This is a genomic window from Symbiopectobacterium purcellii (assembly GCF_052050035.1).
GTDB classification, from domain to species: Bacteria; Pseudomonadota; Gammaproteobacteria; order Enterobacterales; family Enterobacteriaceae; genus Symbiopectobacterium; species Symbiopectobacterium purcellii_A.
In genome coordinates, this window is record NZ_CP189882.1 from 995,569 (window position 1) to 1,020,725 (window position 25,157).

Annotated in this window: 23 protein-coding genes and 2 pseudogenes; 10 read left to right on the forward strand and 15 right to left on the reverse strand. The window is 53.5% G+C overall.

Translation table 11 applies throughout. The features are described 5' to 3' along the window. Nucleotides 1–143: 143 nt before the first annotated feature. Nucleotides 144–1,067: an IS5 family transposase gene (locus tag ACQGXV_RS07840; protein ID WP_440866087.1), complete on the reverse strand. Its 924-nt coding sequence runs from the start codon at nt 1,065–1,067 to the stop codon at nt 144–146. A gap of 288 nt (nt 1,068–1,355) precedes the next feature. Between ACQGXV_RS07840 and ACQGXV_RS07845 the strand changes: the two genes are divergently transcribed. Both ACQGXV_RS07845 and ACQGXV_RS07850 read left to right on the forward strand, forming a co-directional pair. Further along, on the forward strand, nt 1,356–1,868 hold the full coding sequence (locus tag ACQGXV_RS07845) for a helix-turn-helix domain-containing protein (protein ID WP_063653633.1): 513 nt from the start codon (nt 1,356–1,358) through the stop codon (nt 1,866–1,868). Continuing rightward, the gene (locus ACQGXV_RS07850) at nt 1,820–2,035 is read left to right on the forward strand and encodes a transposase family protein (protein WP_440866088.1); all 216 of its coding nucleotides are present in this window, start codon (nt 1,820–1,822) and stop codon (nt 2,033–2,035) included. Before ACQGXV_RS07845 ends, ACQGXV_RS07850 begins: the two co-directional genes overlap by 49 nt. On the opposite strand, the gene ACQGXV_RS07855 is transcribed toward ACQGXV_RS07850, so the two are convergent. Continuing rightward, nucleotides 2,032–3,243 (reverse strand): IS256 family transposase, encoded by a 1,212-nt coding sequence (locus ACQGXV_RS07855; protein ID WP_440862551.1) that lies wholly within the window; start codon nt 3,241–3,243, stop codon nt 2,032–2,034. The two genes, ACQGXV_RS07850 and ACQGXV_RS07855, sit on opposite strands and share 4 nt — an antisense overlap. On the opposite strand from ACQGXV_RS07855, the gene ACQGXV_RS07860 reads away from it, so the two are divergent. The 6 genes and pseudogenes from ACQGXV_RS07860 (at nt 3,230) to ruvX (ending at nt 7,484) form a co-directional block, all read left to right on the forward strand. Next, the gene (locus ACQGXV_RS07860; protein WP_440866089.1) at nt 3,230–3,571 is read left to right on the forward strand and encodes a transposase family protein; all 342 of its coding nucleotides are present in this window, start codon (nt 3,230–3,232) and stop codon (nt 3,569–3,571) included. The two genes, ACQGXV_RS07855 and ACQGXV_RS07860, sit on opposite strands and share 14 nt — an antisense overlap. Before the next feature lie 124 nt (nt 3,572–3,695). After that, entirely contained in the window at nt 3,696–4,394 is a 699-nt protein-coding gene (gene endA, locus ACQGXV_RS07865) for a deoxyribonuclease I (protein WP_440866090.1), read from the forward strand. Nucleotides 4,395–4,714: 320 nt separating this feature from the next. Further along, nucleotides 4,715–5,449, forward strand: a pseudogene (gene rsmE, locus ACQGXV_RS07870) (16S rRNA (uracil(1498)-N(3))-methyltransferase). Nucleotides 5,450–5,461: 12 nt separating this feature from the next. Then, complete coding sequence (gene gshB, locus ACQGXV_RS07875; RefSeq protein ID WP_440866091.1) at nt 5,462–6,421, forward strand: glutathione synthase; 960 nt, start codon at nt 5,462–5,464, stop codon at nt 6,419–6,421. Between the two features lie 164 nt (nt 6,422–6,585). Further along, nucleotides 6,586–7,056, forward strand: coding sequence for a YqgE/AlgH family protein (locus ACQGXV_RS07880; protein ID WP_440866092.1), 471 nt, complete (start codon nt 6,586–6,588; stop codon nt 7,054–7,056). Next, nucleotides 7,056–7,484, forward strand: coding sequence for a Holliday junction resolvase RuvX (gene ruvX / locus ACQGXV_RS07885; RefSeq protein WP_440866093.1), 429 nt, complete (start codon nt 7,056–7,058; stop codon nt 7,482–7,484). The genes ACQGXV_RS07880 and ruvX overlap by 1 nt, the downstream gene beginning before the upstream one ends. Before the next feature lie 96 nt (nt 7,485–7,580). On the opposite strand, the gene fbp is transcribed toward ruvX, so the two are convergent. After that, the gene (gene fbp / locus ACQGXV_RS07890) at nt 7,581–8,585 is read right to left on the reverse strand and encodes a class 1 fructose-bisphosphatase (protein ID WP_222159852.1); all 1,005 of its coding nucleotides are present in this window, start codon (nt 8,583–8,585) and stop codon (nt 7,581–7,583) included. 166 nt (nt 8,586–8,751) lie between these two features. Here fbp and mpl point away from each other — a divergent pair, with 166 nt between their 5' ends. Then, nucleotides 8,752–10,143 carry a UDP-N-acetylmuramate:L-alanyl-gamma-D-glutamyl-meso-diaminopimelate ligase gene (gene mpl / locus ACQGXV_RS07895; protein WP_440866094.1) on the forward strand — a complete coding sequence of 464 codons (1,392 nt, stop codon included), beginning with the start codon at nt 8,752–8,754 and terminating at the stop codon, nt 10,141–10,143. Nucleotides 10,144–10,207: 64 nt separating this feature from the next. On the opposite strand, the gene ACQGXV_RS07900 is transcribed toward mpl, so the two are convergent. The 12 genes and pseudogenes from ACQGXV_RS07900 to nnr all read right to left on the reverse strand — a co-directional run bounded on the left by ACQGXV_RS07900 (nt 10,208) and on the right by nnr (nt 23,709). Next, nucleotides 10,208–11,182, reverse strand: a complete 975-nt coding sequence (locus ACQGXV_RS07900) for an IS30 family transposase (protein WP_440866095.1) — start codon at nt 11,180–11,182, stop codon at nt 10,208–10,210. A gap of 125 nt (nt 11,183–11,307) precedes the next feature. Beyond that, the gene (locus ACQGXV_RS07905) at nt 11,308–12,606 is read right to left on the reverse strand and encodes an adenylosuccinate synthase (RefSeq protein ID WP_440867325.1); all 1,299 of its coding nucleotides are present in this window, start codon (nt 12,604–12,606) and stop codon (nt 11,308–11,310) included. A 98-nt stretch (nt 12,607–12,704) separates the two neighbouring features. Continuing rightward, nucleotides 12,705–12,905 carry a DUF2065 domain-containing protein gene (locus ACQGXV_RS07910; protein ID WP_264623813.1) on the reverse strand — a complete coding sequence of 67 codons (201 nt, stop codon included), beginning with the start codon at nt 12,903–12,905 and terminating at the stop codon, nt 12,705–12,707. Nucleotides 12,906–12,984: 79 nt separating this feature from the next. Further along, complete coding sequence (gene hflC / locus ACQGXV_RS07915) at nt 12,985–13,974, reverse strand: protease modulator HflC (RefSeq protein ID WP_440866096.1); 990 nt, start codon at nt 13,972–13,974, stop codon at nt 12,985–12,987. A gap of 2 nt (nt 13,975–13,976) precedes the next feature. Continuing rightward, on the reverse strand, nt 13,977–15,224 hold the full coding sequence (hflK, locus tag ACQGXV_RS07920) for an FtsH protease activity modulator HflK (RefSeq protein WP_440866097.1): 1,248 nt from the start codon (nt 15,222–15,224) through the stop codon (nt 13,977–13,979). A 91-nt stretch (nt 15,225–15,315) separates the two neighbouring features. Continuing rightward, nucleotides 15,316–16,596 carry a ribosome rescue GTPase HflX gene (gene hflX / locus ACQGXV_RS07925; RefSeq protein ID WP_440866098.1) on the reverse strand — a complete coding sequence of 427 codons (1,281 nt, stop codon included), beginning with the start codon at nt 16,594–16,596 and terminating at the stop codon, nt 15,316–15,318. Nucleotides 16,597–16,688: 92 nt separating this feature from the next. Continuing rightward, nucleotides 16,689–16,988 (reverse strand): RNA chaperone Hfq, encoded by a 300-nt coding sequence (hfq, locus tag ACQGXV_RS07930; RefSeq protein ID WP_222159845.1) that lies wholly within the window; start codon nt 16,986–16,988, stop codon nt 16,689–16,691. A gap of 149 nt (nt 16,989–17,137) precedes the next feature. Further along, complete coding sequence (gene miaA, locus ACQGXV_RS07935; protein ID WP_440866099.1) at nt 17,138–18,082, reverse strand: tRNA (adenosine(37)-N6)-dimethylallyltransferase MiaA; 945 nt, start codon at nt 18,080–18,082, stop codon at nt 17,138–17,140. Further along, nucleotides 18,079–19,992: a DNA mismatch repair endonuclease MutL gene (gene mutL / locus ACQGXV_RS07940; protein WP_440866100.1), complete on the reverse strand. Its 1,914-nt coding sequence runs from the start codon at nt 19,990–19,992 to the stop codon at nt 18,079–18,081. The genes miaA and mutL overlap by 4 nt, the downstream gene beginning before the upstream one ends. A gap of 42 nt (nt 19,993–20,034) precedes the next feature. After that, nucleotides 20,035–21,708 (reverse strand): N-acetylmuramoyl-L-alanine amidase AmiB, encoded by a 1,674-nt coding sequence (amiB, locus tag ACQGXV_RS07945; protein ID WP_440866101.1) that lies wholly within the window; start codon nt 21,706–21,708, stop codon nt 20,035–20,037. Next, nucleotides 21,705–22,187, reverse strand: coding sequence for a tRNA (adenosine(37)-N6)-threonylcarbamoyltransferase complex ATPase subunit type 1 TsaE (gene tsaE, locus ACQGXV_RS07950; RefSeq protein ID WP_440866102.1), 483 nt, complete (start codon nt 22,185–22,187; stop codon nt 21,705–21,707). Before tsaE ends, amiB begins: the two co-directional genes overlap by 4 nt. Next, nucleotides 22,184–23,709, reverse strand: a pseudogene (nnr, locus tag ACQGXV_RS07955) (bifunctional ADP-dependent NAD(P)H-hydrate dehydratase/NAD(P)H-hydrate epimerase). Before nnr ends, tsaE begins: the two are co-directional and overlap by 4 nt. A gap of 297 nt (nt 23,710–24,006) precedes the next feature. Between nnr and queG the strand changes: the two are divergent. Next, nucleotides 24,007–25,146 (forward strand): tRNA epoxyqueuosine(34) reductase QueG, encoded by a 1,140-nt coding sequence (gene queG / locus ACQGXV_RS07960; protein WP_440867326.1) that lies wholly within the window; start codon nt 24,007–24,009, stop codon nt 25,144–25,146. Nucleotides 25,147–25,157: the final 11 nt, after the last annotated feature.

Here is a 25,157-nt window from a genome sequence, read left to right on the forward strand (position 1 = left end):
TGAATAATTTAAAATACTGATTTAAATGAGTATTATAAAATTTTAACGACTAAATTTTACTACCGTAATGCTTTTTATTGTGCTAACGGCTTTGTTGAATAAATCAGAATTAGCCGACAGGATGACTCCCTCTGCTACACCTGTTATCCTATCCTGACGATGTGTGGCATACCCAACAACGTCATACGGTTCAGCGCTTTGACCATCGCTATGGCTTCACCTACTTGAGCCTCATAGTCACGCAGGCTCAGATGGCCACCCAGCAAAGTTTTTATGCGGAACATCGCTGTTTCTGCCACTGAACGCCGGTGATAACCCACTTTCTTTTTCCACATATCATTACTCCCGCTCAGACGCTGATTCGCTACCGCATGGTTACGTTCATGGTACTTGTCCGGCCAGTATTTGGCTCCGCTTCGCGGCGGGATAAGGGGCCTGATTTTCTTTCTTAGCAACGCATCGTGGCAGTAACGGGCGTCATAAGCACCGTCTGCTGACACTTCCCTGATTTTTCGGTGGGTTTGGTTAATCAGGCCCGGCAGTGCCTGCGCATCTGTCGTTCCGCTGAGCGATAAGTCGGCACAGATAATCTCATGCGTCGCACTGTCTGCTGCCAGATGAAGCTTGCGCCACACTCTTCGTCTGTCAGCCCCATGCTGCCTGACTTTCCATTCACCTTCGCCAAAGACCTTCAGACCGGTACTGTCGATGACCAGATGCGATATTTCACCACGCGTTGGCGTTTTTATGCTGATACTGACGGTTTTTGCCCGCCGACTGACCAGAGAGTAGTCCGGGCAGCGCAGTGGCAGGCTCATCAGTGTAAAAACCGAGTCGACAAAGCCCTGTAATGCCCGGAGCGACAGGTTAAACACGCGCTTTATCATCAAAACCGTGGTAACAGCCATATCGGTGTAGTAAAGCGGCCGACCACGACCTTCAGGCGAAGCACTGTCAGTCCATGCAGCGATGGCGGACTCATCAAGCCAGACCGTCAGGGAGCCGCGTTGTCTGAGTGCGTTGTTGTAGGTGGGCCAGTTGGTGATTTTAAACTTTTGCTTTGCCATGGGGAGCTGCTATCGGGAGCGATGATAGTGCTTTGATCCGGCGATCCCCTGAAAGTTCGATTTATTCAACAAAGCCTGTGCTAACTATTTGATTTATCGCTCTAACAAAATACATTTTCTGTACATGCATCCCACCTAAAGAAGTTGTAAATCAAAACGTTAAATTATTCAACAAAGCCCCTCACGGCGCAACAAAACGCACAAAACTAGTTGCTGAATAGAGACTTGCATTTTTTGTCAGGCTATTGAGAATAAAAAGAGGTTTAACTTAGAGAATAAAGGTTTGAAATGATCAACAAAGAGCGGTTGTTACGAGATAATCGTTTATGTAAAGCAATCATTGGATTATCAGTCGAAGAATTGAAAAATTTAGCCGCTGAATTTTCAGCTTGTTATTTGATTTATCGGAAAAAGAATCGAAAAGATCACGAGCGGCAGATGGGTGCAGGGCAGAAAGGATTTATCCCAACCCCATTAGATAAACTGCTTTTTATTTTATTGTATTTAAAATGTTATCCGACCTATGATTTGCAAGGACTTCTTTTTGGTTTAGATAGAACACGGGTATGTCGCTGGGTAAAAATATTATTGCCGGTTTTAGAGATGACCTTGGGGCGAGAATGTGTTTTGCCCGCTCGTCAAATTCGCTCTGCTGAGGAATTTTTTCGCGCCTTTCCTGGAGTTAAAGACGTCTTTATTGATGGGACAGAGCGACCTGTCCAAAAGCCTAAGAATCTGCGTCGGCGAAAAAAATGTATTCGGGAAAGAAAAGACAGACCACTCGAAAAGGGCTTATTATGACTGACGAAACAAGGCAAATTGGATTTATCCCCATGAGCAAAAATGGGCGCCGTCACGATAAACGCTTACTCGATAAAGTCGATATAATTCGCCATATTCCTCCTGAGGTAACCATCTGGGCAGATAGAGTCTGTAAAGAATTTTGTGTAAATGGCTCCATTGCTTAACCGGAGATTCGTTCTCCATACATCAACATGAATTGGCTCATAGCAGGTTTCCAGTCTCTGATTGGCAAGGTCCATTTAGCAGAGATATTATGCAAGGCTAGATAGAGTAATTTTATCACCGAGTCATCCGTTGGAAATATTCGTCGCGTTTTCGTTATCTTGCGCAATGAAGCATTTAACGACTCTATCGCGTTGGTGGTGTAGATAACCTTGCGGATCTCCGGCGGAAAGTCAAAAATGACGATGAGACGTTCCCAATTATTTCTCCACGACGGGCTGATCGTCGGGAACTGTTCATCCCATTTGGCCGCGAAGGCATCCAGGGCCTCTTCAGCGCCCTCTAGCGTTGCGGAACTATAGATGGTGCGCAGGTCAGCAGCAACGGCCTTACGCTCTTTCCAGCCGACGTAGCGCAGCGAGTTCCGCACCTGATGCACAATGCAGAGCTGTACCCGCGTATGCGGGTAAACAGCTTCAATGGCATCAGGAAAGCCTTTCAGGCCATCGCAGCAGGCGACGAAGATGTCCTTTAGCCCACGATTTTTCAGTTCTGTCATCACAGATAACCAGAACTTGGCCCCCTCAGTTTTGGCTATCCATAGCCCCAGCAGCTCTTTTTCGCCCTGGCCGTTGACGCCGAGGGCCAGATAAACAGACTTGTTGGCCACGGCTCCGCCGTCCTGGCTTTTGACAACAATACAGTCAAGGTAAACAATGGGATAAAGCGCATCCAGCGGCCGTTGCTGCCAGCGCTTAACTTCATCCATCACAGCATTGGTCACTTGAGAAATGAAGCCAGCGGAAACATCGACCCCGTAGACTTCTTTAAAGTGTGCCTGAATATCACGGGTTGATAACCCTCTGGAATAGAGAGAAATAATGCGGTCATCGAAGCCGTTAAGCTGTTTTTCGTGCTTACCGATCAGTGTCGGCTCGAAGGTACTGTTGCGGTCGCGCGGAATATCGAGCTCGATCTCCCCATTTTGGCTACGTACGCTCTTGGATGTCTTGCCATTGCGTGAGTTGCCTGAATGATTACCAGCCGGGTCATGCTTAGCATACCCAAGGTGCATCTCCATCTCAGCTTCAAGAACCCGTTCCGCCAGTCTTTTAGTCAGCACCTTGAGTAGGCCTGATTCACCCAGCAGATCCTGAGGGGAGTGACAATCTTGAAGCAGTTGGTCAATAAGTTCGTTGCTGATAGGCATTTTGTTATCCTTTGAAGGTTTTCCTCAAAATGCCATTTACACAGATTATTTTACAGTCTCGGCAGATACCGGTTTTCAAGGTATAGATAAACAGCATCCTAATACACAAATCCCAAAAAAAGGAACTCGAAAAAGACCTTTATCGCCTGAACAAAAACAAGAAAATAAAATAATCTCGGGCATCCGTATTACAGTTGAACACGCCATCGCGGGTATCAAGCGCCTCGGTTGCATGACCCAAATTTTACGGAATCGTAGACCCTTTATTGATGATACCTTCTTACTCCTTAGCGCCGGTCTTTGGAATTTCCATCTCAGAACAGCGTAAAATTTACTTCAATCACCGAAACACCCTTATTTCACTATTAAGCAACACGCTTACAGTATCCATTTGCGCGAGAGGTCGACGTTCGCTACTCTGCGCGTTTTACGCCAATGAGTAGATTTGGAACATGCTTCGCAACATTCTTGTTATTTCCACACTGAGTGGTGCACTGTTTTCGGCGTTTGCCGCAGCTCAAACCATCAACAACTTCACTCAGGCCAAAGCCGTTGCCGCGCAAATTCATCAGGACGCCCCCGGCTCCTTCTATTGCGGTTGTCGCATCGCTTGGGACGGCAAAAAAGGTACCCCTGACCTCGCCTCCTGCGGTTATGCCGTGCGCAAAAATGCCGATCGTGCCCAGCGTATCGAGTGGGAACACGTGGTGCCTGCCTGGCAGTTCGGCCATCAACGTCAATGCTGGCAAGAAGGTGGTAGAAAGAACTGTACCCGCGATGAGGTGTATCGCGACATGGAAACCGACCTGCGCAACCTACAACCCAGTGTTGGTGAGATGAATGGCGATCGCGGTAACTTTATGTATGGCCAATGGAACGGTGGCGAAGGCCAATACGGCCAATGCGCGATGAAGATTGATTTCAAAAACAAGCTGGCAGAACCGCCCGAGCGGGCACGCGGAGCCATCGCCCGGACCTATTTTTATATGCGCGATCGCTACCAACTGCTGCTTTCCAGTCAGCAAACTCAGTTGTTTACCGCGTGGGACAAGCGCTATCCGGTCACCCCCTGGGAATGCACCCGTGACCAGCGTATTGCCGAGCAGCAGGGGAATCATAATCCTTACGTTCAGCAGGCTTGCCAGCGCTAGTTCCACTACCTACTATAGAGCGTTCAACCAACGCCGCTGACCATGACATTTGCGGCGGCGATAACGTAGCAACATCGCCGCCAGACACGCGCTTGTGAATCACCGAAGGGCTTTGTTGAATAATTTAACGTTTTGATTTACAAATTCTTTAGGTGGGATGCATGTACAGAAAATGTATTTTGTTAGAGCGATAAATCAAATAGTTAGCACAATAAAAAGCATTACGGTAGTAAAATTTAGTCGTTAAAATTTTATAATACCCATTTAAATCAGTATTTTAAATTATTCAACAAAGCCTCACCGAAGGCCAAGATAGACCTATGCGAATACCGCGTATTTTTCACCCCGCGACCGTGCCGCTCACGGGGGATGACATCGAATTAAGCGACGATGCCGCCAATCATGTGGGCCGCGTGCTGCGCATGAATCCGGGCGAAGCAGTGCAACTTTTTGACGGCAGCAACCATGTTTTTGCCGCCGAGATCCTATCGGTCAGTAAAAAACAGGTTATCGTCCGCACGCAGCCTGGCGTTTGGCAGGACAAAGAGTCACCGCTCCATCTGCATCTGGATCAGGTGATGTCGCGCGGCGAGAAGATGGAGTTCACCGTGCAAAAATCCATTGAGCTCGGGGTTAATGTCATCACACCGCTGTTTTCTGAACGTTGCGGCGTGAAGCTGGACGGTGAGCGACTGGAGAAAAAAATCGCGCAGTGGCAAAAAATCGCCATCGCCGCCTGTGAACAGTGTGGCCGAAACCAGATCCCTGAAATCCGGCCCGCCATGTCCCTCGAAGCGTGGTGTACCGAGCACGATGAAGCGCTGAAATTGAATTTACACCCGCGCGCGACGCACAGAATTAATACGCTGCCTGCACCGCTCTCGCGCGTTCGGTAACTCATTGGTCCCGAAGGGGGCCTGTCTGCCGATGAGATCGCTATGACGGCCCAGCACCACTTCACTGACATTCTGTTGGGGCCGCGCGTTTTACGTACTGAAACGACTGCACTTACCGCCATTACCGCCTTACAGGTGCGTTTCGGCGATGTGGGGTAAAGGAGAAAAACCATGATCAAGCTCGGCATCGTGATGGATCCTATCGATTCCATCAACATCAAGAAAGACACTAGCTTTGCCATGCTGTTAGAAGCGCAACGCCGCGGTTATGAGCTGCATTACATGGAGATGAACGACCTCTATCTTCATGCCGGTGAAGCCCGTGCCACCACGCGTCGCCTCAGCGTACAGTACGACTATGACGGCTGGTACGATTTTCACGGTGAGCAGGATATTGCCCTGCACGAACTGGATGCGGTCCTGATGCGTAAGGATCCGCCGTTCGATACCGAATTCATCTATGCCACCTATATTCTGGAACGGGCAGAAGAAAAAGGCACGCTGATCGTCAACAAACCGCAAAGCCTGCGTGACTGTAACGAGAAGCTGTTTACCGCCTGGTTCCCACACCTGACGCCGGATACGCTGGTCACGCGCCGCGCCGACAAACTGCGTCAGTTCCACCAGCAGCATGATGATGTGATCCTCAAACCGCTGGATGGTATGGGCGGCGCGTCAATTTTCCGGTTGAAACAGGATGACGCTAACGTTTCGGTTATCATCGAAACCCTGACAGAACACGGCCAGCGCTATTGCATGGCGCAAAACTACCTGCCGGCCATCAAAGACGGTGACAAACGCATTCTGGTGGTGGACGGCGAACCTGTGCCCTATTGCCTGGCGCGTATCCCGAAAAGCGGTGAAACGCGCGGTAATCTGGCCGCAGGCGGACGCGGTGAAGCACGTCCGCTGACGGAAAGCGATTGGCAAATCGCTCGCGCGGTAGTTCCTACGTTGAAACAGAAAGGGCTGATTTTTGTCGGTCTTGATGTCATTGGCGATCGACTGACCGAAATCAACGTGACCAGCCCTACCTGCGTGCGGGAAATCGAAGCGGCATTTCCTGATGTTTCCATCACCGGTATGCTGATGGATGCCATTGAGCACCGACTGGCCGATCGCCAGCGTTAATGTTCTGAACGTTAAGGTTCTTGGCAGTAATGTGCTCTACGTTAAGGCACTTCGCGTTAAGGTATCTTGAATTGCGGTGCCCAGCATGAGGGATACCCACCGATACCAGCCCGTGGAAACACGGGCTTCCCCTTCTCCCTGACAAGAGCGAATAACCACGCACAATGAATTTACAGCATCATTTTCTTATCACCATGCCAGCCGTTCAGGACCCGGTGTTCAAATGCGCCCTGATCTATATTTTCGAGCACAACGAAGACGGCGCAATGGGGCTTATCGTCAACAAACCGATGGACCAATTTTCGGTTGAAGATATCCTGAGCAAGCTGCATATCGAACCAACACCGCGCGATCCCGATATTCGTCTGGATAAACCGGTGTTCTCCGGTGGTCCACTGGCGGACGATCGTGGTTTTATTCTGCACACGCCGCAGTCGGGTTTTGGCTCCAGCATCAGTATTTCGAGCGATGTGATGGTTACCACGTCAAAAGATGTGCTGGAGAACGTGTGGCTCACCGCCCCGGCAGAAGCCGATATCCTGTTCCATACCCCGATAGCCGAGCGTTGGCGCATGGCGGCCAAAAGGATCGGTATCGATATCCACAATATCGTCGCCGATGCGGGGCATGCCTGATGACCAACCGAACCCTGATGGCCTTCGATTTTGGCACCAAAAGCATCGGCGTAGCCATCGGCCAAGAGGTCACCGGCACCGCGCGACCGCTTACCGCGTTCAAGGCGCAGGATGGCGTGCCTGACTGGAACCATGTAGAAAAAGTGATCAACGAGTGGCAGCCTGATTTGCTGGTGGTGGGATTACCGCTGAACATGGATGGCAGCGAGCAGGAGCTGACAGCAAGAGCGCGCAAGTTCGCCAACCGCTTACACGGTCGTTTCGGCAAACCGGTCGAACTACAGGATGAACGTCTGAGCACCGTAGAAGCACGGGCAGACCTGTTTGAACGCGGCGGGTTTCGCGCATTGAATAAAGGCCAGGTGGATGCCACCTCGGCCGTCATTATTCTGGAAAGCTGGTTCAGTCGTCAAACGCCGGGGCAGTAAAGCGATACCCAGTCAGTTTCACGCAGCAAGGATATTGGCCACGCGAAGCCGCTAGGGTATGGCAATACCTCTCAGCGGCGTTCGTGCAAACCGTAGCTATTCGTCCGGGAACTCAGCGATAAAATGTTCCACGTCGTTCACCATGGATTCGGTGCCGACAAAGAACGGGCAGCGCTGGTGCAATTTCTCCGGCACAATATCAAGAATACGGCGTGCGCCATCGCTGGCTTTACCGCCCGCCTGTTCTGCCAGGAATGCCATCGGGTTGCATTCGTACAGTAAGCGTAGTTTTCCTTTCGGATAGCTTGCGGTGCTCGGATACAAGTAGATGCCGCCTTTCAGCAGGTTACGGTGAAAATCCGCCACCAGTGAGCCGATATAGCGCGAGGTGTAAGGACGCTGCGTTGCTTCATCCTGCTCCTGGCAATACTTGATGTATTTCTTCACGCCCTGCGGGAATTTGATGTAGTTCCCTTCGTTAATCGAGTACATGTTCCCTTTTTCCGGGAAATGCACACGCTCGTGCGACAGGCAGAAAACGCCCAGGGAAGGATCATAGGTAAAGGCATGCACGCCGTGACCGGTGGTATACACCAGCATGGTCGAGGAACCGTACACGATATACCCTGCTGCCACTTGTTTGTTACCCGGTTGCAGGAAATCAGCTTCCGTAACCGGCGTACCCAATGGGGTAATACGACGATAAATGGAGAAGATGGTGCCAACAGATACGTTAACATCAATGTTGGAAGAACCATCCAGCGGATCCATTAACACCACATATTTGGCGTTTAGACCACGGTCGCCTTCAAAAACGACGATCTCATCTTCTTCTTCGGAGGCAATCCCCGCTACTTCACCACGCGCTTTCAGTGCCGCTTTCAGTTTTTCATTGGCATACAGATCCAGCTTCATCTGCACTTCGCCCTGAACGTTCGACACGCCGCTGGTTCCCAGGATATCAACCAATCCAGCTTTGTTGATATCACGGTGAATAATTTTGGCGCCAAGTTTGAGTGCGGACAACAGCGCGGTCAGTTCACCGGTTGCGTGAGAGAAATCGTGCTGTTTTTCGACGATAAATTCGCCTAACGTTTTCATAACACTATTCCAGAATCTACGAATGAAAAGCGGTTTCAATTTTCACCGCTCATGTTTGCGCATGCAGTGTAGCCCAAACAGAAAGCCGCACCTAGTCAAATCCATTTCTTATGCGTAATCCAGGCGCTAGAATACGCGAAGACTTTCAGGAACTGATGGAAAATGTATGCGTATTCATATTTTGGGCATCTGCGGCACCTTTATGGGCGGTTTGGCACTGCTCGCACGTTCACTGGGACATGAGGTTACCGGTTCGGATGCCAACGTCTATCCTCCGATGAGCACGTTGCTGGAAGAACAAGGCATCAGCCTCATTCAGGGATATGATCCCGCACAGCTAGACCCTGCGCCAGATTTGGTGATCATCGGCAACGCCATGAGCCGCGGCAACCCCTGCGTTGAAGCGGTGCTGGAAAAAAACATTCCCTACGTTTCCGGGCCGCAGTGGCTGCATGACGCCGTGCTGCGTGAACGCTGGGTGATTGCCGTTGCGGGCACACACGGTAAAACCACCACTGCCGGAATGGTAACCTGGATTCTGGAAGCCTGCGGCTACCAGCCCGGATTCGTCATCGGTGGGGTACCCGGCAACTTCACCGTGTCTGCCCGTCTGGGCTGCGGCACCTTTATGGTAGTGGAAGCCGACGAATATGACTGTGCGTTCTTCGACAAACGTTCAAAATTCGTGCACTACGCGCCGCGCACGCTGATTCTGAACAACCTGGAATTCGATCATGCCGATATCTTTGACGATCTGAAAGCCATTCAGAAACAGTTCCACCATCTGGTTCGCCTGGTGCCGGGAACCGGAAAAATAATATTACCTGACAATGACTTACAGCTTAAGCAGGTGATGGGCATGGGCTGTTGGAGCGAGCAGGAACTGGTGGGCGACGACGGTGTGTGGAACGCGAAGAAGGTCACGACCGATGCCAGTGAATTTCAGGTTTATCTGAATGATGAGTGGGTCGGCGAAGTGCGCTGGAAGCTGGTGGGCGAGCACAACATGCACAACGCGCTGATGGCCATCGCGGCGGCGCGCCATGTCGGCGTACCCGCGTCCGAAGCCTGCCGTGCTCTGGGTGGATTTATTAACGCCCGCCGCCGCCTGGAACTGCGCGGTACCGTCAACAATATCAGCGTCTATGACGATTTTGCGCACCACCCGACGGCGATCCTCGCCACGCTGGCGGCATTACGCAGTAAAGTGGGTGGAACGGCACGCATTCTGGCCGTGCTGGAGCCGCGCTCAAACACCATGAAAATGGGGGTTATCAAGAATGAGCTGGCGCCGTCATTAGGCCGTGCTGATGCGGTATTCCTGTTCCAGCCGCAGCATATTCCGTGGCAAGTGGTTGAAGTGGCTGATGCCTGTGTGCAGCCGGCACACTGGAGCGCGGATATCGACACGCTGGTAGAGATGATCGCCAAAACCGCTCAACCGGGCGACCATATTCTGGTGATGAGTAACGGTGGGTTCGGGAATATTCACAACACACTGTTGGCAGCGTTGGAGAAGAAAGCAGCATCTGCTCAGGGAGAAAGCGACGCGCTGTAAAATATAACAAAAAAGGACGGTTTCCGCCCCATTCCCACTCGAAACGCAACAAAACGGTAGAGGCTTATGCCACCAGTAAGTGCGTTAAAAATACCTCATTGGGGGAACGATAGCCCAGCGATTTTCTGCCCCTTGTATTGAGTATGTGTTCGAGTTCGGCAATCTTACGATGACTGACCTGACTGAAGTCTGTTCCCTTTGGGTAAAAACGTCGTATCAGCCCGTTGGTGTGCTCATTCAAGCCCCTCTCCCAGGAATGATAAGGATGGGCAAAGTAGACCTGCGCCCCTGTGATTTGAGTAATTTGCTCGTGCAGAGCGAATTCAGGGCCGTTATCAGCTGTTAGGGTCTTAAACTTGCAAAAGGTATTAGCTTCAATGTCCCTGAAAGCAGCAACCACAGTCTCCGCACGCTTATTAGGCAGTTTGCGAATAATGGCGGTTTTCAATGCTTTATCTACGATAGTTAACAAGAATGACTTCTGGTCTTTGCCAAAAATAGTGTCAATTTCGAAGTGGCCAGGCTCCTGTTTAAGCTCGGCTTGAGCTGGGCGATACTCAATACCAACACGGTTGGGAATAGGGCCTGATTTGAGGTTTGCGGCATTGTACCTGTAACGTTTTCCCCGATGAGGAAGTTGCTGATATAGCTCCCCGCCAGCCTGTCTCTCCTGCAGGATATAGCGATATAGCGTATTCTTGCTGACAGATATACCGAATTCCAGGTGCAAACGGCCACTGATGATTTCAGGTGAAGAGTGAGTGGAAAGCGCCTGACTGATGAAGTTCTGAATGTGTGGCTCCAACGGGTAAAAAGCATTGTTTGGCAGAGGCTTATGACGGCGTTCCCGGACCAGAGTGTCCGCCCTTCTACAGCAGTAGACACCATTGAAAGTAGGGTCGGTATTGCGTCTGAGTTCCCTGCTGATGGTCGAGCGAGGCAGAGCAAGCTCTCTGGCGATGGTAGCTTGGTTGACACCTTCACCACGCCGCTTTTCGATGTAGAACCGTTCTTTCTGAGTCAGATGTTTTCCCTGCATGCAACAGGCTCTCCAGTATGGCCAGAACGGTGATTTTATCCGACTCTGGCAGGTGGGTCACTTTGTTGCGTTTCGAGTGGGAATGGGGCTCCCCGTCCTTTTTTCGTTTATGCGCGTAGTGTTACTTACGCATCAAACGGATCGCGCAGGATCATGGTTTCTCTACGGTCAGGACCGGTGGAGATAATATCAACCGGCACACCGGTGACTTCTTCCACGCGCTTGATGTAGTCCAGCGCAGCCTGCGGCAGTTTGCTGTGATCTTGCACACCAAAGGTGCTTTCCGTCCAGCCCGGCAGGGTTTCATAGATAGGCTCGATGCCTTCCCAACCTTCAGCCGCCAGCGGCGTCACATCCACTTCGTCGCCGTTCGGCATACGATAGCCAACGCAGATCTTCACTTCTTTCAGACCATCCAGCACATCCAGTTTGGTCATGCAGAAACCGGACAGGGAGTTGATCTGTACCGCACGGCGCACAGCAACCGCATCCAGCCAACCGGTACGGCGACGACGTCCAGTGGTTGCACCAAACTCGTTGCCTTTCTGCGATAGATGTTCACCAACATCATCAAACAGTTCAGTAGGGAATGGGCCAGCGCCCACGCGGGTAGAGTAAGCTTTGACGATACCCAGCACGTAATACACGTAACGCGGACCCAGGCCAGAACCGGTAGCAACGCCGCCCGCCGTGGTGTTAGAGGAGGTGACGTACGGATAGGTACCGTGGTCAATGTCCAGCAGCGTGCCTTGCGCGCCTTCGAACATCACCAGATCGCCACGTTGATGCGCTTTGAACAGCAGATCGGAGACATCTACCACCATTGCAGTGAGAATATCGGCAATCGCCAGCACGTCATCCAGCACTTTCTGGTAGTCCACGGCTTCCACTTTGTAATAGTTAACCAACTGGAAGTTGTGATACTCGACGATCTCTTTCAGTTTGACAGCAAACGTCTGCTTGTCGAACAGATCGCCCACACGCAAACCACGGCGTGCCACTTTATCTTCATACGCCGGGCCGATACCACGACCAGTAGTACCGATAGCTTTCTCGCCACGTGCTTTTTCGCGCGCGTTATCCAACGCAACGTGATAAGGAAGAATCAGCGGACAAGCTTCAGAAAGCAGCAGACGTTCGCGTACCGGAACACCGCGCGCTTCCAATGCGGTCATCTCTTTCATCAATGCATCAGGGGCCAGCACAACACCGTTACCGATGATGCTAACCACGTTTTCACGCAGGATGCCAGAGGGGATTAAGTGGAGGACGGTTTTCTCACCGTTGATAACCAGAGTGTGACCAGCATTGTGACCCCCCTGGTAGCGCACAACATACTTAGCCCGTTCAGTCAGCAGGTCAACGACCTTGCCTTTACCTTCGTCACCCCATTGGGTGCCCAGTACGACGACGTTCTTACCCATTTCAAGAATCACCAGGTTGCTTAAAAATGGATTCTATCATCTCACTTGGTTGCTTTCAGTACTTTTAGCATACGTTTGCGCACATTTTTTGAGACCATTTAGCTTCCCGCGCGATGACGCAACATGTAGTAGATCACAATGCCGGCAACCACTAATCCACCGCCAAAACGACGTAAAATCGTGTCTGGCTGCTGAGCCATTGCCAGAATCATGCGCCGCCAAATACGGGGAAACAGCAGCGGACCCAGCCCTTCAACAATCAAGACCAGGCCCAGTGCCAGCCAAATGGTGATACTCATACCCACTCCAATGGAAAAATTTGCCATTAAAAAAGCCCGTATAACCATACGGGCTTTTGATGAAAAACGGTAAGACTAATCAGCGTGCAAGCGAGGTCGCGGGTGAACGCATATAGCGGAAGAAATCGCTATCCGGGCTCAGCACCATTACGTCCTGATTGTCGTTGAAGCTGGCTTCATAGGCACGCAGACTACGGATAAAGGCATAGAAGTTCGGATCTTCGCCAAACGCGTTGGCAAACAACCGGGCCGCTTCCGCATCCCCTTCACCGCGCATGATCAGCGCTTCACGTTCCGCTTCGGCCAAGGTACGCGTCACCAAATAATCTGCCGCCGCTTTGAGTTTCTCAGCCTGTTCCTGACCTTGAGAACGGTGACGACGGGCAACCGCTTCACGTTCTGCACGCATACGGGCGAAGATCGCATTCGACACTTCCGTCGGCAGGTTGATCTGCTTGATACGCACATCCATCACTTCGATACCGAGAGCCGCCATACTGTTCGGGTTGATATGAGGCTGAGCACCCTTGGTCTCTTGCTCCACGCGTGCGGCAGCAGAGGCAATGGCGCTATCCGCTTCGGTGGTTTCACCGGTACCGGTATTCAGCGCATCACGCACGTCCAACATCAGTCGACCGCGGGAATCGGTCACAATACCACGCACGTCCAAACGACCGATTTCAGAACGCAAGCGGTCACTGAACTTACGTTTGAGCAGCACTTCTGCCTGAGAAATATCACCACCGCCCGTTGTCAGGTAGTAGCGGCTGAAATCACTGATACGCCATTTGATGTAAGAATCCACGATCAGGTCTTTCTGCTCCGAAGTGATGAAGCGATCGGCCTGGTTTTCCATGGTCTGAATGCGCGCATCCAGCATCTTCACGGTATCAATAAACGGTACTTTAAACTGCAAACCTGGCGCATAGATAACAGGCTTGTTCTCATCATCGCGCAATACTTTGCCAAAGCGCATCACAATGCCGCGCTGGCCTTCCTGCACCACAAACACTGAGGCATACAGCGCCATCAGCACCAGGACGAGGATAAAAACGATAGACTTACGCATTATTATTCTCTCCCAAAATCACGCTGCGCATTTGCGCGACGCTGGTCCATGACGGTTCCACGCGTGCTGGTACGGGTTTGTCCGGTGGTTGCTCCGTTGTTGTTCGGTGCAGAGGGCAGACGCATCGGCGCAGCCGTAGTGTTACTGGTCGCGTTACCGCTGGCATTGCCTGTCTGACCGCGCATCAGTTGATCCAACGGCAGCACCATCAGGCTGTTGCCTTTGTCATTAACCAACACTTTCCGGGTATGCCCCAGTACGCGCTCCATGCTTTCGATATAGAGACGTTCGCGGGTAATTTCTGGCGCGGCTTTGTATTCCGGCAGAATCTTGGCAAAACGAGCCACTTCACCCTGAGCTTCAAGCGTGATGCGCGCGCGATAAGCACGGGCCTCTTCCAGCACACGCTGTGCCTGACCGTTCGCACGCGGCTGCACTTCGTTGGCGTAGGCTTCTGCTTCACGAATGTATTGCTGTTCGTTCTCGCGTGCCGCGATAGCGTCATCAAACGCGGCTTTCACTTCCTCCGGCGGACGCGCCGCCTGGAAGTTAACGTCCAACAGGGTTAACCCCATGTTGTACGGACGAATGGTTTCTTCCAATACGCGTTGCGTGTCAGTACGCACGATGGAACGCCCCTCAGTGAGGATTTTGTCCATGGTGTATTTACCGATAACGCCGCGCAGGGCGCTGTCAGTGGCCTGACTCAGACTGTAGTCGGCATTGGTAACGCTAAACAGATAGCGCTCAGGCTCCGTGACACGATACTGAACGTTCATCTCCACGCGCACCACGTTTTCATCCGACGTCAACATCACGCCAGAGGTGGCCAATTCACGCACCGATTCCACGTTTACCGCACGAACCGAATCGATAAATGTCGGTTTCCAGTTCAGACCCGGCCCTACCAGGTGGCTGAACTTGCCAAAGCGTGTCACTACGCCGCGCTCGGCTTCTCGGATGGTGTAAAAGCCGCTCGCAGCCCAAATCACCACGGCCGCTACCGCGACAATACCCACGACCCGACCACCCAGGCCGCTGCCAGAGGTGACGCCGCCGTTACCTGAATTCCTGCTTCCGCCCAGTTCGCCCAGCTTCTTGCTCAGCTTGCGGAAGATATCATACAGATCGGGAGGACCTTGATCACGGCCGCCTTTATTATTGTTTCCGCCAGAGTTGCCGCCTTGATTATTGCTGCTCCCCCACGGGTCGCGGTCCTGTCCGTTATTACCGGGCTGATTCCACGCCATGTTTTAGCTCCATTCTTTTATGATTGGTGTTCTTCAGGTTCAATATCCCAGAGTCCGCAGAACAGTGCCGAGATTGACCAAGAGGTCAGTCTCAAACCACATAATCCGCGAGTTCTTGCTCTTGTTTGCAAAGACGACGCCAGTCCACCATCGGCATACGCACGATAAGCCGCATGCGGCCGTCTTCCTCAATCCATTCTTTTTCTATTGCCTGAAGCTGGTAAAAACGACTACGAAGGCGTCCTGCCTGCGGAGGAAGGCTCAGAGAATAATGTGCGATGTCCCCTGATAGCCACTCCGTCAATGCCTGAAATAACAACGAAATTCCGTCACCTGTCTGAGCAGAAAGCCACACCCTGACCGGCACATTCTCTTCGTTGCGATCGATACGCGGAACGAAACCGTCCAGCATGTCGATTTTGTTCATCACGAGCAGCACAGGAATCTCATCAGCCTCGATTTCTGCCAACACCTCGTTTACCGCTGCAATATTCTCGTCGATACGAGGATCGGCAGCATCCACTAAGTGCAGCAACAACGACGCCTGACGCGTCTCCTGCAATGTCGCTTTAAACGCCGCCACCAAATCGTGCGGCAAGTGACGAATAAACCCTACGGTATCGGCAAACACCGTGTCCCCGACATCCACAACATTAATCCGTCGCAGCGTAGGATCCAGGGTGGCAAACAGCTGATCGGCAGCATAAACGCCTGCTGCTGTCATTTCGTTAAACAGGGTGGATTTTCCGGCGTTGGTATAGCCAACCAGCGCAACCGTAGGCACATCCGCACGCGTTCTGGCACGACGCCCTTGTTCACGCTGCTTCTGCACGCGCTCAAGGCGAGAGAGGATCTGGCTGATACGGTTACGCAACAAGCGACGGTCAGTTTCGAGCTGGGTTTCACCCGGCCCACGCAGGCCAATCCCCCCTTTCTGACGCTCAAGGTGCGTCCATCCCCTCACCAAACGCGTGGCAAGGTGACGCAACTGCGCCAGTTCAACCTGCAATTTCCCCTCGTGCGTACGCGCACGCTGGGCAAAAATATCCAGAATCAATCCGGTTCTGTTGATAACACGGCATTCGCACAAACGCTCAAGGTTACGCTCCTGAGCAGGCGTCAGCGCATGATTGAACAGCACGACAAAGGCATCGGTGGCTTTCACCGCCTGTGCAATTTCTTCCGCCTTGCCTTCACCCACAAAATATTTGGAGTGCGGTGCCTTGCGGCTACCGGTGATCACCTGCAATGACTCGATACCGGCGGAGGAAACCAGAGATTCAAACTCCAGCAAATCGTCCGTATCTCTGTCTTGCGAAAAATAAATATGAACCAATACGGCCCGTTCACCGGCTTCATAACGGTCAAACAAACGTGCGACCTCTCAAACAAACGAAAAACACCCTGGTGGCAAGCGCTAGCGATGTGTACAAACTCCCAACCGGGGTGAAAGCGCAATACGCGTTATTCCGCGTCATCACTATCCTGCGCCGACGACTGCTGATTTGCAGACGAACCACCATGGTAGTTGCTGGTGCCAGGGTTATTGCTGTGATGAGAAACCGGACGAGACGGCACCACGGTGGAGATAGCGTGCTTATACACCATCTGGCTAACCGTGTTTTTCAACAAGATAACGAACTGATCGAAAGACTCGATCTGGCCCTGCAACTTGATACCATTCACCAAATAAATAGAAACCGGAACACGTTCGCGACGCAGCGCGTTCAGGAACGGGTCTTGCAAAGATTGCCCCTTAGCCATTCTATATTTTCCTTATTTGCTTGTTGTTTGTAACAAAGAACCCCAAGGCTCTAAAATAATGATGTAAAAAAATTGTGCGCTGAGACTCGCCAATTGTACACAATCGGCCACCCTATGCACTAACTATGCGCGTATAATAAACCCGCACATCAAGGTGCCTGTACCACCGCCATCACACGTTCAAACGCATCCTGCGGTTTTTCACTATCCAACCAATGAACTCCGTCCCAACCGCGCAGCCAGGTCATTTGACGTTTCGCCAACTGACGTGTTGCACAGATACCACGGAACACCATGTCATCGTAATCACACTCGCCGGATAAATATGACCACATCTGGCGATAACCAACGCAACGAACAGACGGCAAATCCTGATGTAAATCGCCCCGGGCAAAGAGCGAACGGACTTCCGTCTCAAATCCTGCCGCCAGCATCTGCTGAAAGCGCAGCGCAATGCGTTCGTGCAACAGCTCGCGCGTCACCGGTGCAATGGCAAACTGATGCACACGGTAAGGCAACGCCTCACCCGCTGTTTTTGTCAGCTCTGTTAAAGTGTTACCTGAAACGAAAAAAACTTCCAGTGCCCGGCACAGTCTCTGCGGATCATTTGGATGAATCCGAGCCGCTGCAACGGGATCAATCTCACACAATTGGCGGTGAAGTGCTTCCCACCCTTGCTCACGCGCCAGCGCTTCGATGCGCTGGCGCACGGCCATGTCGGCTGACGGCAGCGGTGAAAACCCCTCCAGCAGCGCCTTGAAGTACAGCATGGTTCCCCCCACCAACAGGGGAATGCGCCCGGCAGCGGTAATTTCCGACATCTCCCACAACGCATCGCGGCGAAAATACGCGGCGGAATAAGCCTGCGTCGGATCAAGAATATTGATCAAACGGTGCGGCGCCTGCGCCAGCTCATCAGCGCTGGGTTTGGCACTGCCGATATCCATTCCTTTATAGATAAGGGCGGAGTCCACACTAATCAACTCAACGGGCAACGATTGTCGCAACGCCATCGCCAGCGCGGTTTTTCCTGACGCCGTAGGCCCCATGATAAAAATCGCCGGGGGAAGGGGCGCGCTCGATAATTCAGTCATACTTTCAAAGCCTTAATGGCATCTTCCACGCTAACCGGCTGCAACAGCGATGCGGGCGACTGTTTCGCCAGCCCCGGACAAAGCCGCTCTATTTCCGTCAACAGTTGTATCGCCTGCGCCTGGCTCCAACGCTCGTGGTCGCTGTGCAGTTGTTCCGACAACCAGGTCGCCAGTTGCTCAGGCGTGCACGCAGGTTGCAGCGCAAGATAGCCTAACAGTTCAGAGATCAAGTTTTGTAAATTTTGTTGGCGCAATGGTAAAGGTACAGCGCGCAGTAGCGCTCTCTGAGACTCCAGCGTGATATCGATACCAAACTGAGCCAATAACGCCTGATGATGCCGCAGCGCTTCGCGTTCATTTTTTTCCACGGTCAAACGCTGTGGAATCAATAATGGCTGGGGACGCAACCCTTGTTCCGGCGGTAACAGCTGCGCGCGCTTGAGGTAACGCTCGGCGTGCGTCAGTGACACCATCGCCAACCCGTGCTGATATTCCACCAGCGCGAAGCTGGGCGGAAACACAGTTAACAGACGACCAAAGCCTTGAGTCACGCTGGCCAGTTCAAAATCCGGCACAGATGCTGCCACGGCGGGGTTGCTGGGTTCTTGAACCGCCTCCGCAACCGACGCGGGTTTCAAGAGTGTCTGGTAAAGCTCACCCTGCTTTTTCTGATAGGGCGCGCCAGCAGTGGGCACTGGTCCCCGCCCTTGTGTTTGAGCACCGCGTGACTGATAGGCCGGGGCACTCTCCTTCATCTGGCGTGCAGGAACGCTTACTGCTTGCGGCGGTGCATGCTCCACCGGTCGTGCGAGCTGCGCAAACTGGTTTTCTCCTGCGGCGATGCGAGTTTCCGGCTGCCACGCGATGGCTTCGGTTGCCGCGTCAGAGGTCACCGTCGCCAACGGCAGCTCAGACGCCTGCTGTAATACACTCACCACCGCCTGATAGATAAAATCGTGCACCAGACGCGACTCATGGAAACGCACTTCGTGCTTAGCCGGATGCACATTGACGTCAACCTGATGCGGATCCACTTCAAGAAACAGCAGGTAGGCGGGCTGCTGTTCACCGTGCAAACTGTCCTGGTAAGCCTGACGGATAGCGTGATTGATTAGCCGATCGCGCATCATGCGTTGATTGACATAGCAATACTGCATGTCGGTCAGTTGCTTTGCGCCCTCGGGATCGACCACCCACCCGTGAATGGATAAATCGCCGTGATGCCAGGAAATACGCAGCGCGTGTTGCAAAAACAGCGGCCCACAAACGCTGCCGACGCGGCGCTCATGCTGTGAGGCGTCCGTCGCGGCACGGTATTGGCGGATCGTTTTACCATTATGGTTGAGGGTGATCGCCACATCGAAGCGCGCCAGCGCGATGCGGCGCACCACTTCATCGATATGTGCGAATTCTGTCTTTTCTGTGCGCATGAATTTGCGCCGCGCGGGGGTGTTGTAGAACAGATCGAGCACTTCCAGCGTAGTACCCACCGGGTGTGCCGCCGGTTTTACCGTCACCGCCATATCACGGCCTTCCGCATAGGCCTGCCACGCTTCATTCTGATCCGCCGTGCGGGACGTCAGCGTTAAGCGTGAAACCGAACTGATACTCGCCAGCGCCTCGCCGCGAAAACCCAAGCTGATAATCGCTTCGAGATCGTCCAGCGTGGCAATTTTGCTGGTCGCATGACGTGCCAGCGCTAAGGCCAGGTCGTCTTTGCCAATTCCTGTGCCGTTATCACGAATCCGAATACGTTTTACCCCGCCGCGATCAATATCGATATCAATTCGGGTCGCCCCGGCATCGAGACTGTTCTCCACCAGTTCCTTCACCACAGAAGCAGGGCGTTCCACCACTTCTCCGGCGGCAATCTGGTTAGCCAGTTGGGGAGGCAAAACCTGAATCGGCATGCAAGTTCCTCTGTTATTGACGCACGCGCGTCGCGAACGGCATCAGGCTGACGGGATAATCAGCGTCTGCCCAAGTTGTACCGTGCCGGACGTCATGTAATTGGCACGTTGGATCTCCTTCATACTTACACCATATCGCATGGCGATGGCACTCAGGCTATCTCCTTTTACCACTTTATGTTTGACAGGAACGGCGGTACGCGGCGCCGGGGCCGTCGATGTGCGAGCCCCCGCAGGGATACGCAATTTCTGCCCCACCCAGATGCCGTCTTTTTTCAGATTATTCTCACTACGCAATGCCGCCATACTGACGCCGTAACGCGCTGCAATACCCGAAAGAGACTCACCGCGCGCCACAGAATGGTTCGTAACCGCGGTACTACTCGATGCCGAGGTTATGGGCGTCGCTGCCTTACGGTTGACCGGCTGTACGACCGGTCGGTTTTCCTGCTTTGGGACGGATTGTACTGGATGCGCCTGGAAATAGCTGCGCAACCCCCGGTAGATCGCCGTGGCGATTTTATCCTGATAATCGCTGCTTCCCAGCAGACGCTCCTCGGTCAGGTTGCTGATAAAGCCCGTTTCCACCAGCAATGAGGGAATATCCGGCGAGCGCAGTACACCCAGGCTGGCGTGTTCCGGGCGGCGTTTGTGCAACGACCCGACGCGCTGCATTTCCTGCAACACTTTGACCGCCACATCATAACCGACGCGCTGAGAGTTACCGAACTGCAAATCCAGTACTGCCTGACTCAGGTAAGGATCGGCACTGTTGTTTGCCAGCAGATCCCCTGCGCCACCCAGCAGTTCAGACTGCTTCTCGTGTTGTTCCAGCCAGTTGGCCATCTCACTGTTAGCACGCCGGTTGGAGAGCACCCATACGGAAGCACCGGAAGCCCCACTGTTTGGCGCGGCATCCGCGTGAATGGAGACCAGCAGGTTGGCACCTTGCTTGCGCGCCACATCGGAGCGTCCCATGACAGAGATAAAGTAATCGCCGTCACGCGTCATTACGCCTTTAAAATTAGGATCGCTATTCAGCAGGGTGTGCAATTTGCGCCCAATCGCCAGCGTCACGTTTTTCTCGCGCAAGCCAGAAGGCCCAATGGCACCGGGGTCCTGTCCACCGTGTCCGGCATCAATGGCGACGATCACCGGTTCGCTGGCACTGCCAGAACGCGGCGCTGCTGCACGCGCTGAGGCATTGCTGTTCACCACCACGGTAGGTTTGTTGTTAAACGGATTGCCACCCGATTCAACCGGTGCCGTGTTGCGGGTTTCACGCGTCACGGGAGCCGCTGTCGGCGCTTTAGCCACCTTCGCTTTCTGCTGCCCGGCAACGGTAAACACCACGTTAAAGCCCGCGCCAGCTTTCTGTGTCGAAGCGCGCGTTTTGGCCGGTTGGGTCAAATCCAGCACCAGTCGCAGGCTCTGTGCATCCTTCGCCTGACTGGTACGAATGCGTTTGATAATGTTTTGCCCACTGAACTCCAGCGGCAACCCTTGAACCACACCCGTCTGCCGGATGTCGATCACCACCCGATCCGGGTTATTTAGCGGGAAAAAGGCATAGATCGGCTGTCCGCTGAAATTCAGGCTGACCGTTGCCTGATTATCACCGTTTTCAACCTTGATATCAGAAAGGTTGGCGGCCCAACCCGTACTGGCCAGCAGCAGCCCAGGCCACATCACCAGAGCGAGCACGCGTTTCATCATGGCGTTTCACTCTCCGGCAGAGAAGGAATCTGCGCCAGAATACGCTCACCCAGCGCCGATATGGCGATCAGCTGCGCATGCCGCCCTTGCGCTTCATAGTTCAGATGCACTTCAAGATCGGCACTGGGGAGAATACCGTCTCCCTGCTGCGGCCACTCAATCAGGCAGATGGCATCCTGCGTCACGTAGTCGCGGATCCCCATAAACTCTAGCTCTTCAGGATCTGCCAGGCGGTAAAGGTCAAAATGATACACCGCCAACGGTGACAGCGCGTACGGCTCTACCAGCGTATACGTGGGGCTTTTCACATTGCCCTGGTGACCGCGTGCCTGAAGGAAACCACGACTGAACGTGGTTTTACCGGCACCCAGATCGCCAAAAAGATAAATACTGCATGCGCTGTCACAGGCCTGCGCCAACGATGCCCCTAATGCGATGGTAGCTGCCTCATCCGGCAGCGGAAAATCTACTTTTTTCATTCTGTCTTTTCTAAGGGTATCCACTCAGGATTAACATAGCGGGAAAATACTGGCATCAAATCGGTTGCCAACATCCCTCGCGTGCCGTGCTGCTCAGCCAGCGCATCGGCCGCTGCACAGTGCACCACACAGCCAGCGCAAGCTGCCGCATAGCGTGACAATTTTTGTCCAAGCAATGCGCCAATAATACCAGACAATACGTCGCCCATACCGCCGCTCGCCATGCCAGGATTGCCGACGTCAGCCAGCGCCAGCGCATCAGATTCATCGGCAATCACGGTACCCGCCCCTTTTAGCACGACCGTACCGCCATAGCGTTGTACCAGTTTCTGGGCAGCAAGTAAGCGATCACTTTCAATCTCCGCCACTCGACAATTCAGCAGGCGGGCCGCTTCCCCCGGATGTGGGGTTAAAATACGATTTTGACGTTTAAAAGGGCTCATTGCCAGCAGGTTTAGCGCATCCGCGTCCCACAGCATGGGTTTGTTACAATTTTCCACGGCGCGCAGGGCGCTTTTCGCCCAGCTATCTTGCCCCAGTCCCGGCCCAATCACCACCACGTCGGCCCAGTCAAGCCCTTCACGCAGGGTGGTATCACTCAGCGCTTGCACCATCAGTTCCGGGCGCGCCATTAACAGCGCCGCGGCGTATTGTGTGTGAGTGAGTACTCGCACCAATCCCGCACCGCTGCGCAATGCCGCTTCTCCCGCTATCGCAATAGCCCCGCCCATCCCGGCATTGCCCCCACCAGCAGCAATCGACCGTGTTCGCCTTTGTGCGCGAGCGGCGAACGCGGCGTTAGCCAGCCCGGTAAGTGTTCACGGGATAAACGTCGCATCGGCGCGGGGTGCTGCTGCAACCAGGTGGACAGGCCCAAATCCGTACAGTGTAACGCACCGACACAAGCACGCGCCCTGCCCGTTAACAGCCCGGGTTTTAGCGCAATAAAGGTAACGGTGCAGGCAGCGACGATCGCCTCTCCGGCACAGGCGCCAGTTTGCGCATTCAAGCCGGAGGGAATATCCAGCGCCAGTACCGGCGCAGCGTGAGCATTAGCGAGTGCGATCAACGCCTCATACGGGGCACGCGGCGCGGAGGATAACCCAGTCCCCAGCAGGCCGTCGATAATCAAATCGATTCCGTCAGGCCAGGGGGCGTCGGGCGTTAATGCCACATCCCCCGCCTTCTGCCATGCCGCGTAGGCACACTGCGCTTCCTCTGGCAGAGGCCGTGCAGACCGGCACGCGACCACGGTGGTGTCAATCCCTGCGGCGCGAGCCAGCGTAGCCACCACATAGCCATCGCCGCCGTTGTTACCCTGTCCGCACAGCACTAGCCAACGGCGCGCATTCGGGTAGCAGCGACGGGCATGCTGGTAAGCGACTTCGCCGGCACGTTGCATCAACGCATAGAGCGTGATCCCCGCTTGCTGCGCGGCATCAGGCTCTTCACGGCGCAGCCAGTCGGGTGGATAAACGCGGTCTGGTAGCCTTCGCTGATGAGCAGGTACGGTATGGGGCATGAGTTCCTCCCGGGCAACATAAGCGCTTGTAGCAAAAACGGATAACGCATGGTTATCTTTATAGCCAACCGACTTAAAAATGATTACATCCTATGCCCTGATATGCGGCAAAGAAGCATAGCTGGCTGTTATCAAAATAATGTCGCTTGGCTATATGTCTCAACTTAGCAAGGTCTGATACCGGTCGCCAGAAACCTGTAGGGTAAATGTCGCATGGCATCGGTGATCTTCAGCGCACAGACGTCCGTCAGTCGATGTGATAAAATAGCCGTGTTTATCTTTACCAAATGGTTTCTCATGACTTATCCCTACGACCTTAACCAACTCGCCCACCTCATCAAACAGTGGGGACGTGAATTGGGCTTTCAGCAGGTAGGGATCTGCGATACCGATCTTTCCCATGAAGAACCGCTGCTTCAGGCATGGCTGGATAAGCAGTATCACGGTGAAATGGCGTGGATGGCGCGCCACGGTATGCTACGCGCGCGCCCACATGAACTGTTGCCCGGCACGCTACGCGTTATCAGCGTGCGCATGAACTATCTGCCCGCCAAAGAGGCCTTTGCCAAGACCCTGAATAACCCGACGCTCGGTTATGTCAGCCGCTACGCGCTGGGGCGTGATTACCACAAACTGTTGCGTCAGCGGCTGAAAAAGTTGGGTGACCGGATACAGGAACATTGCGACAGCCTGCAATTCCGCCCTTTCGTCGATTCCGCACCGATTATGGAGCGCCCACTGGCGGCCAAGGCTGGGTTAGGTTGGGTGGGTAAACACTCGCTGATCCTCAATCGGGAAGCGGGCTCCTGGTTTTTCCTCGGGGAACTGCTTATCGACCTGCCGTTACCGGTCGATCAACCGCTGGAAGAACAGTGCGGACGCTGTGTCGCCTGCATGACAACCTGCCCAACGGGGGCTATCGTGGCACCGTACACCGTGGATGCCCGGCGCTGCATCTCCTACCTGACCATTGAGCTGGAAGGTGCCATTCCCGAAGCGTTACGTCCACTGATGGGTAACCGTATTTACGGCTGTGATGATTGCCAACTGATTTGCCCTTGGAACCGCTTTTCACAGTTGACCGATGAAGATGATTTTAGCCCGCGCGCCGCGCTGCATACGCCTTCGCTGCTGGACCTGTTTCAGTGGGATGAAGCGAAATTCCTGCGCATCACGGAAGGTTCAGCCATTCGCCGCATCGGTCACCAGCGCTGGCTGCGTAATATCGCCGTGGCGCTGGGGAATGCCCCCTATGAGGAAAATGTTGTTCCAGCTTTACAAGCGCGACTCGGGCAGAGCGCGCTGATCGATGAGCATATTCACTGGGCGATTGAACAGCAATTGGCACGCCGCGCCGCTCACGCTATCGACGTGCAGTTGCCACAGAAAAAACGGCTTATTCGTGCTATTGAAAAAGGATTACCGCGCGATGCCTGAAGTGTTTCCAG